We start from the raw sequence: 18,275 nt of genomic DNA, 5'->3' as shown, positions 1-18,275 counted from the left end.
CGCGCGCGCCAGCAGGTCGCGGGCCTCGGCGAAGCGCTGTTGGCGCAGGCGCACGACGCCCAGGCCGCCGGCGGCTTCGCGGTCCTGGGCGCTGGCTTTCAGGGCCTGGCCGAACAGACGCTCGGCGTTCGCAAGGTCCCCGCTGTTCAGGGCCTGGAAGCCGTCGGCGCGCAGCTGGCCGCCGGCTGGGACCGCGACCGGAGCGGCCTTGGCCGGCGACTTGACCATCGGCGGAACGGCCTGGCCCTGGGGCGCTGGCAACGCGGCTGCGGCCTGGACCTCGATCCGCGGCGCGGGCGGAGCCTCGAACGGGCTCAGGGTTCCCGCCTGGGCCGCAGGGGCCGGGATCGCCTTGGCGAGGGCTCCAAGCCGGGGATCGCCCGGCCGAGCCGCCGCCAGCTTGCCGGTCCAGATGGCGGCGCCCATGGCGTCGCCCTTGGCGCGGGACAGGTCGGCGAGTTGGTAGAGCACCTCCGGCGCGTCCGGTGACAGGGCGAGCGCCCGCTTCAGGGTGGCTTCGGCCTGGTCATTGCGGCCCTGGCGGCGCCAGGTCTGGGCCTGACGAACGAGGGCTTCGACCGGCGAGACCACCTGGGGCGCGACGCGGGTGTCGGCGGCCTCGGTCGGAGCCGTGCGGATCGGCAGGTCGCCGAGGGTCACCGGCGCCTGGTCGGGCAGGCGGACGATGGGCTGGGCCTCGGCTTGGCTGGCCAGGGCGGTGGCGAGGGCGGCGACCGCGGTCGCCGGGATAAGGGTGCGCGGGGACATCAGAAGTCTCCCAGATCAGAGGTCAGGTGAGGGTTCAGGCGGCGGCGCGCGTGGGCGTTCATGGCGCGCGACACCAGGAGGGCGAGGGCCAGGGCCAGGATCAGGGCGCCGGCGGTCAGGGCCATGGGGTGCAGGTGCATCCACCACAGGGCGGCCAGGTGCGGCGGTAGCTCGCCGATCCAGGCGGTCCGGCCCACCTGGAAGGCGCTGACGCCCGCCGGGGTGGAGACCGCCAGGTCACCGTGCGTGGCCGCCGCCCGCTTGGGGTCGTCCAGGTCATAGACCAGGCCAGGCAGGTCCTGCGGATTGGCGGCCAGGACCGCGACCACGACCCGGTCGGCGCTGACCGGCGAGAGCCAGCTGGCCAGGCCCGTGAAGCGCGGGCTGGCGGCCGTGACACCCTGGGCGTCGCGGGCCTGGGCCGTCCGATCCTCGCCGCCCAGCAGCCAGCGCACGGCGGGCGCCGCGGGGCCGAAGCGGTTGAAGGCGCGCAGGCCGTCCTCGCTGGCGGCCGTGACCGAAAGCTCACCGCCCTTCAGCGAGACCGGAGCCCCGCGGAACAGGTCGGCGCGAGCTTGCGAGAGGCTCAGAGGGCCGACCAGCAGGACGTCCCGGTCGGCGAGCGGAGTTCCGTCTGTCGCCCGGGCGATCCGGACTGACAGCACCGGCGCGCCTGTGGACGCGCCCGCCCGGGCCATGACCGCGAACAGGGCCTCGATCTCCGGGGCGGTGATGTCGGAGGACACCAGGACCAGGGTCTCGGAGAGGTCGGCGTGGCGGGTGAAGGGGAAGCCGGCGCTGACGAAGCTGGCCAGTTCGGGGAAGCGGGCGAAGTGGTGCGCGCCGGTCAGGTCGATGCGGCTGTCCGGGTCGATATTGGCGTGGACGTCGCCGGGGATTTCGCCTGCGCAGGCGCCGCGCTTGTCGACCCGCAGGTCGTAATAGAAGCCCAGCCGGTTCCTGGCGAAGAGGTCATAGGCCGGCAGGTCGACGTGGGTCTTGCGCCGCATCAGCCCCGGCCCGACCAGGTCCTCGGCCTTCTCAGCCAGGGCCGAGGGCTTGAGGGGCAGGGAGCCGAGATAGCGGTCGTTCAGGGACACATCCAGGCGCGAGGTCCGGTAGTCGACCCAGTCGCCGCGGGGATAGCGATAGTCCAGGTCCAGGCGGGCGGCGCTGCGCGGCCACAGGAACAGGTCCGGGGCGACGCGCAGGTCGGCGGTGAGCACGCCGGGGCGCAGGCCCGCCCCCTGCAGGGTCAGGGGGTCGGTGATCTCGCCCAGGCGCACGCTGCGGCCCGAGGGCGCCCAGCGGGGGGCGTCATAGGCCAGGCGCTGGGACGGCGCGGTCAGGCTGATCCGGGCCGAGGCGCCGCTGAGCGCCTTGGGCGCTGCGGCGAGACCCCGGGCGGCGGTCAGCACCTCGGCGTCGTCGCGGCCGGAGACCAGCAGGATCACGCCCAGCGGATCTGACGGGTTGCGGGCCAGGGTGACCCGCGGGCCAACGACGTCAGGCAGGCGCACGCCGCCCACCATCTCGCCGGCCCGGCCGATGATCACGGTGTCGCCGGTAGGGATCGCGCCCAGGGTCACGGCGAACTTCAGCGGACGCAGGTTGGCCTGGACCCCAAAGAACGACGCGACGGCGGCGCCGGCCTGCAGCTGGCGATTGGTCGGCGGACCGGCATAGACCATCTGCACCTTGGCCGGCCGCGGGTCGGTGAGGTTGAGGAAGGGGGCGGGCAGGCGGTTCAGGTCCGGCTGGCCCGGCGTCCGCTGCAGGGTCAGATCCAGGCTGGAGCGGACATTGCTGACATCGGCCCACAGGGACGAGTGCAGCGGGTCCTCGCAGTCGCGGGTGTAGTGGCCGACGAAGCGCACGTTCAGCCGGTTGGTGGCGCGGAACAGGCCCGGATCGATGGGCAGGTCCACCACCACCCCGCCAGAGCGGTCCGGGGTGAGCTGGATGTTGGCGATGATCTCGCCGTTCAGGCTGACCACCATGTGGCTGAGGTCGGTGAGCAGCTGGGGCGAATAGGCCATGCGCAGCCGCAGGTTTGCGCCCACCACAACCTCGTCGGGCCGGATCTCGAAGGGCACGCCGGCCTCACCGTCCACGCCGCGCAGGCGCAACGGATAGTCGGCGCCCAGGTCCTTGAGGCTGAGCGAGACCTTGTAGGTCCCAGCCGACACGGCGGCGGGCGCCAGGTCTTGCGCGACGGCCGGCTTGGGCGCGCTGAGCGCCAGGGCGGCGAGGCTGAGGCCCGCGACACCCGCAGCGGCCAGGCGGCGGCCAGTGGGCCGGGTCCGGCGCTTATGCCGAACGCCTGGGCGGGCGTTGCGCCACAGGAGCACGGACAGGCTTGCGCGGCACAGGTCCAGGAAGGACTGGGCGGCGGTCCAGCGGGGTTGGTCGGCCGGAACCGGCCAGGCGTCGGCCCGGCCCAGCACCACCCGCACCAGCTCCCGACGTTGGTCCAGGGCCATGGGCCGGAACTTCAGCCGGGTGCGCCGGTCCTCACGGCCGCAAAGCTGGACGGGGAAGCGCACGGTCCGCTCGCCGCTGGGCAGTTCGACGGCGACGACGGCGCCCGGGCGGGCGCGTTCACGGGTGATGACCGCCAGTCCGCCCATAGAGATATCGCGGGTGCAGCCCATGACGATGGAGCCGTCCTCATAGATCAGCTTGGCGGCCAGCTTGGCCTCAACCCGCACGGCGCCGCGGACCTGGCGGCTCTCGCGACCCACCGAGATGGCGGTGAAGACGATCAGCAGATTGAACAGGGACCAGGTGATGTTCAGGGCGATGGTCTGGACTTCTGACGCGGACGCATGGCCGAAGGTGGCGCGCCACAGGCCGTGGGCGACGCCGGCCAGCAGCAGGGCGGCGGTGATCAAGAGCGGCGTCAGGATGCGGACGTCGAAATAGCCCTCCCGCAGCAGGCCGCCCTTGTCCGTGACGTTGAACTTGCCGCGCTTGGGATCGATCAGCGGCAGGAGGCTGGGCAGGACCAGGTGGAAGGAGAGCAGGGTCTCGTAGACCTCGCCCCAGAAGGCGCGGCGGTCTCGGCCGTGCAGCCGCTCGTTGACCAGGAGCGATATCATCAGGTGCGGGACGGCGTAGGCCGCAATGGTCAGGGCCGAGGCGCCCACGATCTGCTGGCCGAACAGCAGGAAGGCCAGGGGCGCGGTCAGGAACACGATCCTGGGCAGCGGGAACTGGAAGTGGGTCATGGCGGCCAGGTAGCAAAGCCGCTGGGCCAGGCTCAGGCGGCCGCCGATCAGCGGATTATCCACCCGGAAGATCTGGGTCATGCCGCGGGCCCAGCGGGCGCGCTGACCCACATGGATGGAGAGGCGCTCGGTGGCCAGGCCGGCGGCCAGGCGCAGGTTCAGATAGGCGGTGTTCCAGCCCTTCTTCTGCATTTTCAGCGCGGTATGGGCGTCTTCTGTGACGGTCTCGCCGGCGAAGCCGCCGACCGAGGTGATGGCCGAGCGCCGGATCACCGCGCAGGAGCCGCAGAAGAAGGCCGCGTTCCAGAAGTCGTTGCCGGGCTGGACGACGCTGTAGAACAGGTCCCCTTCGCCGGGGATGTCCTTCACGGCGAACACGTTCCGCTGGATGGGATCGGGGGAATAGAAGAAGTGCGGGGTCTGCAGGAGGGCCAGGCGCGGATCGGCTTGGAACCAGCCGGCGGTCATCTGCAGGAAGGCCCGGGTGGCCACGTGGTCGGCGTCGAAGATGCAGACCAGCTCGCCGTTGGTGAGCTTCAGCGCGTTATTGAGGTTGCCGGCCTTGGCGTGGAGGTTGTCCGCGCGGGTGATGTAGTTGACGCCGACCTGTTCGGCGAAGGCCTTGAACTGGGGCCGGCGGCCGTCGTCCAGGAGGTGGATGCGCCGGCGATCCGGCGGGTAGTCGATGGTCAGGGCCGCCAGGACGGTGTCCTGAACAATCTCGAGGCTTTCATTGTAGGTGGGGATGAAGATGTCGACGGTGGGCCAGGTTTCGGGCGCGCCCGCCAACGGCCGAACCGGCCGCTCCAGCGGGCGCACGGTTTGGAGGAAGCCCAGGATCATGACGAACCAGGCGTAGACTTCCGCTAGGTAGAGGCCGGTCCCCAGCACCAGGGACAATGGCCCTGAGAACTGCAGGGTCTCGGTGGTCCGCCACCAAAGGTAACGGGTGCCCATGGCGGTGGCGATGAAGGCCAGGGTCATGGTGATCAGCGGCGAGGCGCTGCGGGACAGGGCCAGGCAGGCCAGGAAGGCGGCCGAGCCGAAGATCAACTGGCCGCGCAGGTCCAGGCTGACCATGGCGGTCAGGGCCAGGAGGGCGACGCCCAAGAGAATGGCCGGGCCGGTGAGAATGGGCGGCAGCACGCGCTTGGCGCGGTAGAAGCTGTCGGTGGCGAAGGTGGCGACGCTCATCAGCGTTCGAGCCTCTTGAAGAGATCGGAGAGTAGGACGTCGTCGGCCTTGGCCGGCGGCGGGGCGTAGCGGGCGAAGGCGCCCGCGGGCTTGGGTTGAGCCTGGGCCTGAGCCTGGGCTTGGGCCTGGGGCGTCGGCGCGCCCGGCGGCGCGGGGGGCTTGATCGCCTTGGGCGGCTTGGCGGGTGGCTCGGCCACCGGCTCGGTCGGCGCGGGCGGCGGCTGGAGGATCGGAGCCGGGGCCAGTTCGTCGATGCCGAACTCCCGGTAGTCGATCTTCACGCCGGTCTGGCGCTTGAAACTCTCAACGTCGGTCATGTCCCGTCGTCCTCGACGGCCGCCCGGAATGGACGGCCTGTGGCGAACCAGGGAAGCGGCGCTAGCGCAGCCTTGAGATGTCGGAAGACCGTTCCCCCAGTCCGCTGATGGGGTTAACGGCGACGCTCTGACCCAACCCTGTTGGGGTTGTTCATCTGGCTGACAGGAAGGGATTGGGGGTGCGGTGAGCTGCCGGCGCGCTGCTCAAGCGGCGCCCGCTCAGGTGGCGTCGGTCAATTGTAAAATAAGGTGAAAACGTGGCGGCCGGGGCGTGCGACGCCGCCCTCATTGCGCGGGGTCGCCCTGGAAGCAGCTTAGCTAGTCGTGACCCGATTTGGGTATCCGGCCGGATTTCTGTTCATCTTTGCGGGTTCGGCCCCCGCTCAGGCTCGGCGCAGAGGGGGCAGGGGATAGGCGCCGCTGGTCAGTTCCGGCCGCGGCAGATAGGCCCGCAAATTGAGCAGCATCGGCCGGCCGCTGGTGGGGGCGGGCAGCCAGTTGGCCTTGAGCGCCCCCTTGGGCGGCTTGGGCGAAATGATGATCTCGAGCCGTCCGTCGGGCCCGCGCACCAGGCCCGGTGTCCGGTCGCCGATGGCGTAGCGGTCGATGGGGTTGTCGATCAGGAAGGCCTGACCCTGGGGCGTGACCTCATAGACGGTGAGCGACCAGAAGGCGTCGACCGGCAGGGGCTTGGCCGGAAGGGCCAGCTTCCAGGCCCTGGTGCTGTCCAGCTCGGCGCGGCCGTCGGGGCCCAGGGGGCGCAGATAGAGCGCCTCCTCGAGGGGCAGGCCGGCCAGGCCCGACAGGGCGATCTGGGCGCGGTAGAGATAGTCCTGGCCGAAGTCGCCGAGGTTGGGGCGCGGAAAGATCCAGCCGCCACGGACAATCGCGTTGTCGTCCCCGCCTTTGGCGTCCTCCAGCGCCTGGGACAGGCCGGCGGCGATCTCCTGGCCTTCGGCGGCGGTGAAGCGGGCGGGATCAAAGCCGCCGGTCAGGCTCACGCCCAGGGCGCGGGTCTCGGCGAACAGCCGAGCGTCGGTGGCCGGCGGCGGGCTCTCCAGCACCAGGGCCTGGATTGTGCGGAACATGTCCGGCCAGGGGGCGTCGCGCCCCGGGATGGGCTGGGCCTTGCGGCCGGCGGGGCCGCTGATCTTCAGCCCATCCTGGACCGCATGGGCGCCGGCCAGGTCGGCAGGACCATCCACGAGGGTGCGGGCCAGGATCCAGACCCAGTTGGTGGGCGAATGGATCACATTGGGGCCGGGCGCGGCGTGACCTGGCCCTGCGACCGTGAACACCCCGCCGTCCGGACCCGTGGTCCGCGTGCCCAGGACCGCGAAGTTGTTGGAATAGGGATCCATCAGGGCGACGGACAGGTAGCGGTCGCCGCTGGCCGGCAGGGTGACCTGCACGGGGCCTGAGGACAGGTCGAGCCAGCCGCTGGAATAGAGGGTGTCGTTGTTGGGCTGGGTGACCGTCTGGGTCTTGGCGGTGGTCAGCGTGCGGCTATGGCGGAAGGTGTTGGCGACCAGGCCGTTCTTGAAGGCGCGCGCTCGCGTGCTCGCGGTCTCGATCAGGGGCAGGCCGTAGATCGCCATGCGCCGCGCGGCTTCGCGCAGCGACAGGGCCGGGGCGGCGAAGGCGGGGCTGGCTGCGCCCACGGCGAGGCCGGCGATCATGGCGCGGCGATCGATCCTGGCGGCTGGCGGCATGCTATTCCTCCTGAAACTCTGCGCGGCAATGAAGCGGATGCGCTGCCTGCGGGCAAGGGTGTCGAGTCCGATTGTCTGACATTTGTTTTTAACGCGGCTGCGGGTAAGTTGGCCGCGACTTCGCCGAACCAGGACGCCATGACTTCCGAACCGAAACGCGCCGGACGCCCGGCCCGCAAGAGCGCCCAGACTTTGGACGCGCGGCTGTCCGAGACCCTGATCCGCGAGATCATCGAGAACAAATACGCCCCCGGCGACTGGCTGCGCGAGCAGGAGATCTCGGACCGCCATGGGGTCAGCCGCGCCTCGGTGCGCGAGGCCCTACGAAATGTGGCGCGGGCCGGCTTCGTCGAGATGCAGCCCTGGCGGGGCGCCCAGGTCACCCAGGTGGGCCTGGACGAGCTGATCGAGATCTTCGTGCTGCTGGAGGATGTCTACGCCCAGTCGGCCCGCCTGGCGGCGGCGCACTTCCCCGAAGCCTTGTTCCCGCGCCTTGAGGCGCAGATGGCCGAGCTGGACGCCGCGCTTAGGGCTGGCGCTTCCAAGGCCGAGCTTTGTAGCAAGTCCTTTGAGCTGGGGCGATTCATCGGGCGGCATTGCGGTAGCCGGATGTCCTACCGGATGCTGATCCAGGTCGGCAGCCTGGCGCTGTGGCAGCAGTTGTTGCTGACGCCGGGTACGCCCCTGGCGGTGGAGCAGTCGGCCCACGCCCACAACATCCTGGTCAGCGCCATCAAGACCCGGGAAGGCGAGGTCGCCGCCGCGGCCGCACGCCTCACCACCCTGATCACGCGCAGCTCGCTGATCGCCGAGAACGGCCCGGTTTCCGCGCCCGCGACCCTGGGCGCCAAGCGCCTGGAGCGGCGCCTGCGCACCACGGGCTGACCCGACTCCCCCGGTCGCACGCCTTCGCCGCAAGCTGCGGCTTGCGTCCGGCTGCAGGCTGGCCTAGTAAATTGTCAGACAAAAATGGCGACCGGGGAGGTTCCGATGCGATTTGGTGGTCTGGCGACAATTCTGGTGGCCCTGGGCGCGTTCGGCGCGACGGCCGCTGAGGCGGCCGGCCCAGCCTGTGACGCCGCGCTGCACTATTCGGACGCCCGGCGCGGGGTCTCGGTGCTGATCCTCAAGAACGGCAAGCCGGTCTGCGAAGGCTATTCCGCCCAGGGTGGCCCGGAGGTCGGCTTCGAGATCTGGTCCGGCACCAAGAGCTTCTGGGGGATCGCCGCGGCCGCCGCGGTTCAGGACGGGCTCCTGTCCCTGGACGAGCCGGTGGCCAAGACCGTCACCGAATGGGCCGCGGACCCGGTCAAGTCGACGGTCACCCTGCGCCAGCTGCTGACCCTGACGAGCGGACTGACCAGCCCGCCGGGGCGCGCCATGCCCTTCGCCGAGGCCGTGACCTGGCCCTTCAAGGCCGCGCCGGGCGAGGCCTTCATCTATGGCGCCTCGCCTTATCAGGTGTTTGGCCTGGTCCTGCAGCGCAAGCTGGCCGCGGCGGGAAGGCCGTCGGATCCGCTGAGCTACCTGAGGGCCCGGATCCTGGACCCCATCGGCCTGAAGCCCACCGACTGGCGCCGCGCGCCCAACGGCGACCTCCTGCTGCCGCAAGGCGCAGTGCTGACGGCGCGGGAATGGGTCAAGTTCGGCGAGTTTGTCCGGGCGCGCGGGGTTGTCGGCGGCAAGGCGCTGGTGGACCCGAAGACCTTTGACGAGCTGTTCGTCGGCACCAAGGCCAACCCGGCCTATGGCGTGACCTGGTGGTTGCCGCGTCCGTCGAACACCCCGCTGGCGCCGACGGCGGCGGTGGACCTTTCCCTGCACGCCTCAGAGGTGCCTTCCGACATGGTCGTCGCGGGCGGGGCGGGCGATCAGCGGCTCTATGTGGCGCCGTCCCAGGGCGTCACGGTCGTGCGCCAAGCCTACTTCACGCCTCAGATGGTGATAGCCGTCCGGGCCGAGGCCAAGGCTGGAAACAAGTGGTCGGACGCGGAGTTCGCCAAGCTGGCGCTCGCGGCGGCTGCGGAGGCGAAGTGATGATTGTCCGGTGATCCATAGCCGGAGGACGGGCAGGGCGCCTGTCAGAATTCCTGGTTTTTCCATTCAGAAATAAGCCGGTGTGGCCGAAGGCGGCTATGCGCTACCAGCACCGGCGAGCTTGCGTCGCGCGCCATATTGGATGATCGTCAGACAAAAGGTGCGTTCATTTAAGCATCCCTGGGGCGACAGGCCCCAAGAGCGTTAGGGGGAAGACATGCGTTATCTGTTGTGCGGAGCCGCTGCGGCGGCGCTTCTGGCCGGGCCCGCGGCGGCCCAGGCGCCGGCGTCCGGCGAACAGGCCGTGGTCAGCGAGGTCGTGGTCACGGCCCGCCGCAAGGAAGAAAAGGTCCAGGATGTTCCCGCCGCGGTGACGGGGATCTCCGCCGAGCAGATGAAGGATCTTGGCGGCCTGAAGGACATCAAGGATCTGTCCTACATCCTGCCGGGCCTGTCCTTTGTCGACACCGGCAACATCAACGCCGAGAACAACATCCGCGGCGCCGGCGCGGGCACCGCCCGGACGGCTGGGGTGGACTCGCCCATCGCCGTGCTGCGGGACGGCGCCTCGATCACCGGCGGCGTGATCGGCGGGCGCACCTTCACCCGCCTGGACCTGTTCGACGTCGAGCGCGTCGAGGTGACCCGTGGCCCGCAGGGCGCGCTCTATGGCGTCAACGCCGTGGGCGGCGTGATGCAGGCCATCAGCCAGCGTCCGAAATCGGAATTCGGCGGCTCGCTCGGGGCGGTCTATTCGCCTGAGATCGAGCGGCGGCAGATCGACGCCATTCTGAACGTGCCGGTGCCGGCGGCCAATCTGGGCCTGCGCCTGGGCGTGCAGGACGTCCAGCGCGAGGACGGCTTCTTCAGAAACGTCTACACCGGGAAGGCCGGCGATCTGGAAGAGTTCCGCGCCGTGCGCCTGGCCGCCGAGTGGAACCCGCTCGACACCCTGCGGATGTTCATGGTCGTCGACCAGTCCGACGAGCTGTCGACCTCCAACCAGGTCAAGAGCGTCAACGCCAACAATGACAAGAGCCTGGCGGCCACCGCTTTTGGCCCGCCGGACATTGATGGCCCCTATGCCTATGCGGCCAACACCACCAATGACGTGAACCGCAATGTCTCCAGCTTCAACACCCAGGTCGAGTGGGACACGCCGATCGGCAAGCTGACCTCGGTCACCCTGCTGCGCAAGCGGACCACCCTGTTCTCGCAGGAGAACGACCAGTCGGCTCCCGGCTACGCTTCGCCGCCGTTCCCGGCCGCGACCTGCGCCACGCGGCTCTGCTCGACCCTGTTCGCTGACGAGACCGAGCTGGCCAGCCAGGAACTGCGCCTGGCCGGCGACTTCGGCGACGCGGTGACCTGGATGCTGGGCGCCAACCTGTCGGGCAAGCAGTCGGACTTCTTCACGATCCTCGATGGCCGCACCACCTCGGCGGCCAACCTCGCCCCCAGCCCGACCGCCAACATCGCCAGCGTCTCCAAGGAAGAAGAGCTCCAGAAGGGCGTCTTCGGGGTGCTGAGCTGGCAGGCGACCGATGCGCTCACCTTCGATGGCGCGGTCCGCTACAACAACGCCGAGAAGAAGAACGACGCCTACACGGTGGCGCGCCAACTCGGGACCCTGTCCTGCGTGGCCAACTATGTGGATCCGCTGCGGGTCTTCGCCACCAATCCGGCCTGCGTCCGCTCCCGCGCCCTGATCAATGACACCTTCGAGAACGTCGCCCCGTCGGTCTCGGTGAAGTACGAGATCGCCGACAACTTCCGGGTCTTCGGCTCGGCGGCGGTCGGCTATCGCGCCGGCGGCTTCAACGGCAACTCGGTGCTCGACCCCAAGATCGCCGCCAGCTACCAGCCGGAAAAGAACGTCGCCTTCGAGGCCGGCGCCAAGTTCGAACTGGCCGGGGCCTTCTTCACGGTCACCGCCTTCCAGAACAACTTCAACGACCTGTTGGTGACAGTGGACTCCATCGGTCCCGACGCCGTGTCACGGAACTACCGGTTCAACGCCGGCGAGGCCAAGACCAAGGGCGTCGACTTCGAGGTGTTCGGCGGCCACCGCTTCGGCCCGGGCCTGGGCGGGATCAGCTATAACGGCGCCATCAACTACCTGACCGGCGAGATCGATAGCGGCCCCTACAAGGGCCAGAAGGTCGAAGGCTCTCCGGAATGGACCTACACCGCGGCGCTCACCTATCGCCGGCCGCTGGTGAAGGACTGGCGGGTGGTGACCTCGGTCTCCTATCGCGGCCAGCGCGGCGGCTACACCAACACCACCAAGATCAACAACCTGGTGAAGCTGGCCGACTTTGACATCGTCAACGCCTCGGTCGGCCTCGACAATGGCCGCTGGCGCATGGCGCTGGAGGCGCGCAACCTGTTCGATAAGACCTATGTGACGCTGCGCGATCCGACCCGGGACGTCTATGGCGACCCGCGCGAGATCCGGCTGAGCCTCTCCTACGCCTTCGGGTCGGAGGCGCGGTAGCGGCTAAAGGCCCGCCGGCGGAAGGGGAGAGCCCGCCGGCGGGCTGCTGATTTAAGGACCTGGCGCATGAAGACCTGGCTTGGCGGATTGGTGGCGGCCCTGGCGCTTGCGGGCGCAGCCCTGGCGCAGGAGGGGCCGAGGGCTCGGATCGACACCGGCGTCCTCGCCGGGGCGACCGCCGACGGGGTCTCAGTGTTCAAGGGTGTTCCCTATGCCGCCCCGCCGGTCGGAGCGTTGCGCTGGGCGGCCCCCGCGCCGGTCTCCGCCTGGAGCGGCGCGCGGGACGCCACCGCTTTTGCGCCGATCTGCCCGCAGCCCGCGCGTCCCGACGGCGTGCTGGCCATGGGCGCTCAGGCCCCGAAGAGTGAGGACTGCCTCTCCCTGAACGTCTGGGCGCCGCCCAAGGCGAAGAAGGCGCCGGTCATGGTCTGGATCCACGGCGGGGCCTTCCGCTTCGGCTCCGGCGTCGGCCCGATCTATGACGGGACCCGGTTCGCCCAGGACGGCGTGGTCCTGGTCACGATCAACTATCGGCTTGGCGCCCTGGGCTTCTTCGCCCATCCGGCCCTGACCAAGGCCGCGGCGCCCGACGCACCGCTCGGCAACTATGGCCTGATGGACCAGCTGGCGGCGCTCAAGTGGGTGCAGGCCAATATCGCGGCCTTTGGGGGCGATCCGAAGAACGTCACCGTGTTCGGGGAATCGGCGGGCGGCTCGGCGATCCTGTCACTTCTGACCACACCGGCGGCCAAGGGCCTGTTCGCCAAGGCCATCGTCGAGTCCGGCGGCGGTTGGCAGGCGCGAACCGATTTGGCCCAGGCCGAACGGGCTGGGGTCGATCTGATGACCAAGGCAGGGCTCGCCCCCGACGCCTCCCTCGACGCTATGCGGGCCCTGCCGCCCGAGGCGCTTTTCGACCTGCCCAAGGGGATCGGCTCGGTGGGGCCTTTCCAGGATGGCCGCCTGATCAAGGACACGCCCGCCGAGGCCTTCACCTCTGGCAGGGCGATCGATGTGCCGCTGCTGATTGGCTCGAACAGCTATGAGGCCTCGCTGTTGAAGGCTTTTCCGCTACCGCCCGCCGCGGTCCTGGCGCGCCTGACACCGGCCCAGAAGGCCGCCTACGCCAGCCTGCCCACCGACGAGGACCGGGTCGATGCGGCCTATACGGACTTGGTGATGGGGGCGCCGGCGCGCTGGGTCGCAAGTCAGGCGGCCAAGGGCGCGCCGTCCTGGCTCTACTATTTCTCCTACGTGCCTACCGCCCAGCGTGGTCGGGCCAAGGGCGCGCCGCACGGGGCCGAAATCCTCTACGCCTTCGCGACGGGTACGAAGCTCGCGGGCCGGTTCAGCTCGCCCGAGGACCAGGCGATGGAAGCCCTGGTCCACAGCTGCTGGGTGGCTTTCGCCAAGACGGGTGCGCCGGCCTGCCCCGGTCAGCCGGCGTGGCCGGCCTACAACTCCGGCGCCGACACCCTGATGGAGTTCGGCCTGGAGAGCGGCCTGCGGCCCCAGTTCCAGAAGGCCCGCCGTGATGCGGCAGACCAGTCCGTGGGGCGCTAGGGGATCGAGCGCTTGTCGTTGACGAAGTCGACGTCCGGGTTTTCGCCGACGAACATCGAGATCGCGTCCACATGCAGGCCTTTGCCGCCCCAGGGCGGCGGGGCGACCGCAGGCGCAGGTAGGAAGGCGGCCTTCCAGGCGGCGTAGTCGTCGAACCAGAACTCGGCCACGCGGGGATATTCGGCCCGCTCCGAGACCGCCTTATAGAGGGCGTAGCGCTTCACGCCCGGGCGGGCGGCGGCCATCTTGGCGTAGGTGGTCTCATACCAGGCGTCGCCGTCGGCGGCGCTGACGCCGGCTGGATAGCGGAAGAAGACCACCCAGCGCAGATAGGGCGTCTCCTTGGGCGGCGTGTCCTTGGACACAAACACCGTTTGCGGGTTCACCGGAATGCTGGCGGTGGTCGAGGTGAAGGGCGGATTGGCCCAGCCGCCGGGCGGTGGGGTGAAGGAGTTCAGGCCGCCATAGATGTTGTTCGGCCGCGTCTCCTGGAAGTCGGCCAGGCTGTCGAACTGGATCTCGGTCATCCGTCCGTAGAGCAGGGGGTAGGCCGCCTTGGCCTCTTCCGGCGGCAGGTAGGACCGGAAGGAGATGTAGTTGCGCTGCCAGGCCTTGTAGGCGCGGCGCACCTGCGGGGCGTGGAAGGTCATGTACCAGCGGTCCAGCACCAGCTGGTCGGTTCCCGGCTTCAGGTCGACCAGGATGTAGTGCTTCATCGCGCCTACGGCGAAGGCGGGCGTTGCGGCGGCGAGGGTGGCGGCCGCGGTCAGGCCGAGGGCGAGGCGTCGGGTCAGGGACATGGCGGATCCTCAGGCGGGCAGGGCGAGGGCGACGAGGCGGTGCGGCTGTCGGCGGAAGCCCATGCCGCAGACGATGAACTGGCGGCCGCCCTTTTCATAGGTCATGGGCGGCCCCAGGGTGTGGCCGGGCAGCTCGATCTCGGCGACGATCTCGCCGGTCGCCTTGTCATAGGCGCGCAGCACCTTCTTGGCGTAGCGCGGGTCGTGCGGACCCTCGCCCACGAACAGCAGGGTCTTGGTCACCAGCGGGCCGGTGCGCCCGGTGGAGCCGACCCAGCCGAGATTGAACGGCTTCATCGCCGGGCTGTCGGTGGCCCCAGGGCCATTGGGCCGCATCCACAGATGCTCCCCGGTGTTCAGGTCGATGGCGGTGATGCGGCCATAGGGCGGCTTGAGCAGCGGCAGGCCACGCGGGCCGGTGACCACCCGCGAGCTGCCGGCGATCTCTTCGGTCTCATTGGCGCCGGCCACCCGCTTGCCGGTCTCATCCAACGCCATGGAGGCGATGGACGAGGTGGAGGGCACGAACAGCACGCCCGTCTCCGGATCGACGCCCGCGCCGCCCCAGTTGGCGCCGCCGACCCAGGCCGGGGTCTGGATCGTCGGCTTGGTCCCGAACGGCGTGAAGATCGGACCCCACTTGTAGTTGGCCAGGATCGCCTCGGCTTCCGCCCGGATTTCCGGGGTGAAGTCCACCAGCAGGTCGGCGCTCATCCCCGGATGCTCGAAGGGGCGGGGCAGGGTGGGGAAGGGCTGGGTGGGGGAGGTCCTCTCGCCTTTCAGCTCGCTCTGTGGGACGGGGCGCTCCTCGATCGGCCAGACGGGCTGGCCGGTCAGGCGGTCGAAGACGAAGGTGAAGCCGGATTTGGTGACCTGGGCCACGGCCTTGATGCGTCGGCCGCCGACCGTGATGTCCACGAGGTTCGGTGCGCAGGGCAGGTCGTAGTCCCAGATGTCGTGGTGCACGAACTGGAAGTGCCAGCGGCGCAGGCCGGTGCTCGCGTCCACGCAGATCAGCGCATTGCCGAACAGATTGTCGCCCGGACGGTCTCCGCCATAGAAGTTGTTCGTCGGGCAGGTGCCGGGCAGATAGACGAGGCCGGTCTCGTCATCGGCGGTGAAGGGCGCCCAGACGTTGGCGTTGCCGTTGCGGTCGGCCGAGCCGCCCTCCCAGGTGTCGTAGCCGTAGTCGCCTTTGCGCGGCACGGTGCGGAAGGTCCACTTCAGCGCGCCGGTGCGGACATCAAAGCCGCGCACGTCGCCGGGCGGCATCTCAGCGATCACAGGGCGGTCGTGGATGTACTGGCCCACGATGACCACGTCCCTGCAGATGACCGGCGCTGAGGTCGTGCCAAAGAGGTCGACCGGATCGCGGGCCAGGGGGCGGCTCAGGCCGATGGTCCCAAGGTCCACCTCGCCGTTCTGGCCGAAGCTGGGCACGGGCTTGCCCGTAGCGGCGTCGAGGGCGATCAGCCGATTGTCGCCGGTGGCGATGATCACCCGGGCGTCGTCGCCCTCGCGCCAGTAGGCGACGCCGCGGTGGATCAGGCCCTTGCTTGTGAAGGCGCCGTGCTTCCAGGTCCCCGGATCATAGAGCCACAGGGTCGCGCCAGTGACGGGATCGATCGCGGCCACCTGGCAGAAGGCCGTGGAGACGAACAGCTTGCCGTCGACCATGATCGGGGTGGCCTGGAATTCGCCCAGCGGCAGGCCGGGATTGGCGGCGCGCACCGCGTCATCGGGCGAGGCCCAGGTCCAGGCGACCTGCAGATCCTTGGCGTTGCCGCGGTGGATGCGATCCAGGGGCGAATACTTGGTCCCCCGATTGTCGCCGCCATAGACCGGCCATTCACCGGCCTTGCGAGGCGCGCCTCCGCCACCGGTCGCGAGACTGGCGCAGCCGGGCAGGAGGAAAAGGCTGGCCCCGGCCAGAAGCAGTCTGCGGCGGTGCGGCCCTTGCGGCGCGGCGGTCGAACGCATGACGATCCCCCCTTGAGACGTTTGTTCAGGATAGGTCGCAGGCTGGGGGCTCGCGCGCAACAAGATTGTCAGACATTTTTGATGTCCAGGCCGACATATCCTTTCGCAAGCGCGACAATTGTAGACATTGCGCCCTGCTTTTCCAGCTTAACCGCACAACTCGCGCGGGCGGCTCGCATCTCGGCGACAATCCCTTGTGCGGCAAGGGGTCGCGGCGGGTTTCCCTAGGGTAGGTAAACGCTCGTTAAGGCTTCTCGCGCAATCCCTGGTTTGAGGACGCGCTATCTTGAGCCGGCGACGGCCAAACCTGTGGGTGAGTTATGTTCAAGACCATTGCTGAACAGCGGGCGTTCGGTCACCGGCTCATAGGCGGTGTCCTGTGGGGGCTCGTCCTTGCGGTCACCGGCGCCGCCCTGCTTCTGAAGGGACCCTGGCTGGCCTTGGGGCTCGGCGCCGCGGCCCTGGCCGGCGGCGCGACCCTGGCGGGCGCCTCTGACAAGGACGGCGCGGGCGGCCGCATGGCCATCGCCGCGGCGCTCATGGGCCTCGTGTCCCTGCTGGTGGCGGCCTTCAAGGGGCACCCCTGGCAGATCGACCTGCACATGGCCTATTTCGCCGCCCTTGCGGCCCTGGTGATCTATTGTGACTGGCGCGCCATCCTGGCCGGCGCCGCCGTCGTGGCCGTTCACCACCTGACCCTCAGCTTCCTGTTGCCCGCCGCGGTGTTCCCCGGCTCGGCCGGCCTTGGCCGGGTCATGGTCCACGCCGTGATCCTGATCGCGGAGGCGGCCATCCTCATGTGGGTCTGCCAAAGCATCGTCGGCATGTTCGCGGTCTCCAGCGAGGCGGTGTCCCGCGCCGAAGCGTCACTGGACACGGCCCAGAAGGCCATGGCCGAGGCCGAGGCCGCCCATCTCGCCGAGGAGCAGGCCTCCCAGGACCGCGCGCGACTGCAAGCCTCCGTGGATCACGAACGGGCCCAGGTCACCGAAAGCCTGGCCGATGGCCTGGCCCGCCTGGCCGACGGCGACCTGTCGTTCCGCCTGAACAACGCCTTCGCGCCCCAGTTCGAGAAGCTGCGCCACGACTACAACGCCGCGATCTCGCGGCTCGAGCAGACCATCGCCGCCATCAAGGCCTCGACCACCGGCATGCACTCCAGCGTGCGCGAGCTCGACCAGGCGGCCGCCTCGCTGTCCCGGCGCACCGAGAGCCAGGCCGCGAGCCTGGAGGAGACCGCCGCGGCGCTCGACGAGATCACCGAGACCATCAGCCGCTCGGCCGGCAACGCCAAGCGCGCCGCCCAGGTGGTCTCCACCGCCAAGACCGGCGCTCACGAAAGCAACCAGGTTGTCTCCGACGCGGTCGCCGCCGTGGGCGAGATCGAGGCCTCGTCGGCCCAGATTGGCCAGATCATCGGGGTGATCGACGAGATCGCCTTCCAGACCAACCTCCTGGCCCTGAACGCGGGCGTGGAAGCGGCCCGGGCCGGCGACGCCGGCAAGGGCTTCGCCGTCGTGGCCTCGGAAGTCCGGGCGCTTGCTCAGCGCTCCGCAGAAGCCGCCAAGGAGATCAAGTCGCTGATCGAGGCTTCCAGCGAGCAGGTCGGCGCCGGCGTGCGGCTGGTCGGCCTGACCGGCGAGGCCCTGCAGCGGATCGCCACCCAGGTGAACGAGATCGACGGCCTGGTGGGCGAGATCGCGTCCTCGGCTCAGGAGCAGGCCTCGGGCCTGGCCCAGATCAATTCGGCGATCAACCAGATGGACCAGGCGACCCAGCAGAACGCCGCCATGGTCGAAGAGTCCACGGCCGCGACCCGTGCTGTCGCCCACGAGGCCCAGGCCCTGGCGGAGGCGACGGAACGCTTCCGGCTCAGCGCTGGCGCTGGCCGGCCCGCCTTGAAGATGGCGTCCTGAGTTCAGGTTGCGGCGCACAGTTTTAGTGCGCCGCAACATCAGTCCAAGGCCGCCGCAGCCTGAAGTTTGTTGAACAAGGTTCCGCCTAAGCTTCCAGGGCGCCGTAGGGTGAATGTAGATTCGGATGTAACGATCTGAATTCACCATAATCTGCCGCTAGTGCGGGCCGTTGCTGCAGCTTTCCGGAGAATCTTGGGTTAGGTAACCGGTTTCCTAACGAATTTTTCCTTGTGCGGTCTCGCCATTTTGCCGGCGGGTGAC

Annotated in this window: 11 protein-coding genes; 5 read left to right on the top strand and 6 right to left on the bottom strand. The window is 69.4% G+C overall.

What is annotated here, in order from left to right:
• From ACFQ27_RS10360 to ACFQ27_RS10345, 4 genes are all read right to left on the bottom strand, one after another.
• On the bottom strand, positions 1-768 hold a 768-nt coding region (locus ACFQ27_RS10360; protein ID WP_377353530.1), incomplete at its 3' end, for a tetratricopeptide repeat protein.
• Positions 768-5,192, bottom strand: coding sequence for a UDP-forming cellulose synthase catalytic subunit (gene bcsA, locus ACFQ27_RS10355; RefSeq protein ID WP_377353529.1), 4,425 nt, complete (start codon positions 5,190-5,192; stop codon positions 768-770). The genes bcsA and ACFQ27_RS10360, both read right to left, overlap by 1 nt.
• Entirely contained in the window at positions 5,192-5,509 is a 318-nt protein-coding gene (locus ACFQ27_RS10350; protein ID WP_374347929.1) for a hypothetical protein, read from the bottom strand. Before ACFQ27_RS10350 ends, bcsA begins: the two co-directional genes overlap by 1 nt.
• 383 nt (positions 5,510-5,892) lie before the next feature.
• The gene (locus ACFQ27_RS10345) at positions 5,893-7,221 is read right to left on the bottom strand and encodes a DUF1254 domain-containing protein (RefSeq protein ID WP_377353528.1); all 1,329 of its coding nucleotides are present in this window, start codon (positions 7,219-7,221) and stop codon (positions 5,893-5,895) included.
• 138 nt (positions 7,222-7,359) lie between these two features.
• Here ACFQ27_RS10345 and ACFQ27_RS10340 point away from each other — a divergent pair, with 138 nt between their 5' ends.
• The 4 genes from ACFQ27_RS10340 (at position 7,360) to ACFQ27_RS10325 (ending at position 13,318) form a co-directional block, all read left to right on the top strand.
• The gene (locus tag ACFQ27_RS10340) at positions 7,360-8,106 is read left to right on the top strand and encodes a GntR family transcriptional regulator (protein WP_377353526.1); all 747 of its coding nucleotides are present in this window, start codon (positions 7,360-7,362) and stop codon (positions 8,104-8,106) included.
• A gap of 105 nt (positions 8,107-8,211) precedes the next feature.
• Complete coding sequence (locus tag ACFQ27_RS10335) at positions 8,212-9,258, top strand: serine hydrolase domain-containing protein (RefSeq protein WP_377353525.1); 1,047 nt, start codon at positions 8,212-8,214, stop codon at positions 9,256-9,258.
• Between the two features lie 217 nt (positions 9,259-9,475).
• Positions 9,476-11,755: a TonB-dependent receptor gene (locus ACFQ27_RS10330; RefSeq protein WP_377353524.1), complete on the top strand. Its 2,280-nt coding sequence runs from the start codon at positions 9,476-9,478 to the stop codon at positions 11,753-11,755.
• 66 nt (positions 11,756-11,821) lie between these two features.
• On the top strand, positions 11,822-13,318 hold the full coding sequence (locus ACFQ27_RS10325; protein ID WP_377353523.1) for a carboxylesterase/lipase family protein: 1,497 nt from the start codon (positions 11,822-11,824) through the stop codon (positions 13,316-13,318).
• On the opposite strand, the gene ACFQ27_RS10320 is transcribed toward ACFQ27_RS10325, so the two are convergent.
• Both ACFQ27_RS10320 and ACFQ27_RS10315 read right to left on the bottom strand, forming a co-directional pair.
• Positions 13,315-14,118 (bottom strand): hypothetical protein, encoded by an 804-nt coding sequence (locus ACFQ27_RS10320; RefSeq protein ID WP_377353522.1) that lies wholly within the window; start codon positions 14,116-14,118, stop codon positions 13,315-13,317. The two genes, ACFQ27_RS10325 and ACFQ27_RS10320, sit on opposite strands and share 4 nt — an antisense overlap.
• Positions 14,119-14,127: 9 nt before the next feature.
• A complete protein-coding gene (locus tag ACFQ27_RS10315; protein WP_377353521.1) occupies positions 14,128-16,098 on the bottom strand; it encodes a pyrroloquinoline quinone-dependent dehydrogenase in 1,971 nt (656 codons plus the stop codon).
• Positions 16,099-16,418: 320 nt separating this feature from the next.
• Here ACFQ27_RS10315 and ACFQ27_RS10310 point away from each other — a divergent pair, with 320 nt between their 5' ends.
• On the top strand, positions 16,419-18,014 hold the full coding sequence (locus ACFQ27_RS10310) for a methyl-accepting chemotaxis protein (protein ID WP_374347945.1): 1,596 nt from the start codon (positions 16,419-16,421) through the stop codon (positions 18,012-18,014).
• The last annotated feature ends 261 nt before the right edge of the window (positions 18,015-18,275 follow it).

The sequence above is a fragment of the Phenylobacterium conjunctum genome, from assembly GCF_042679085.1.
GTDB classification, from domain to species: Bacteria; Pseudomonadota; Alphaproteobacteria; order Caulobacterales; family Caulobacteraceae; genus Phenylobacterium; species Phenylobacterium conjunctum.
Note: the sequence above shows the minus strand (reverse complement) of the source record. Positions and strands in the feature narration are given on the sequence as shown.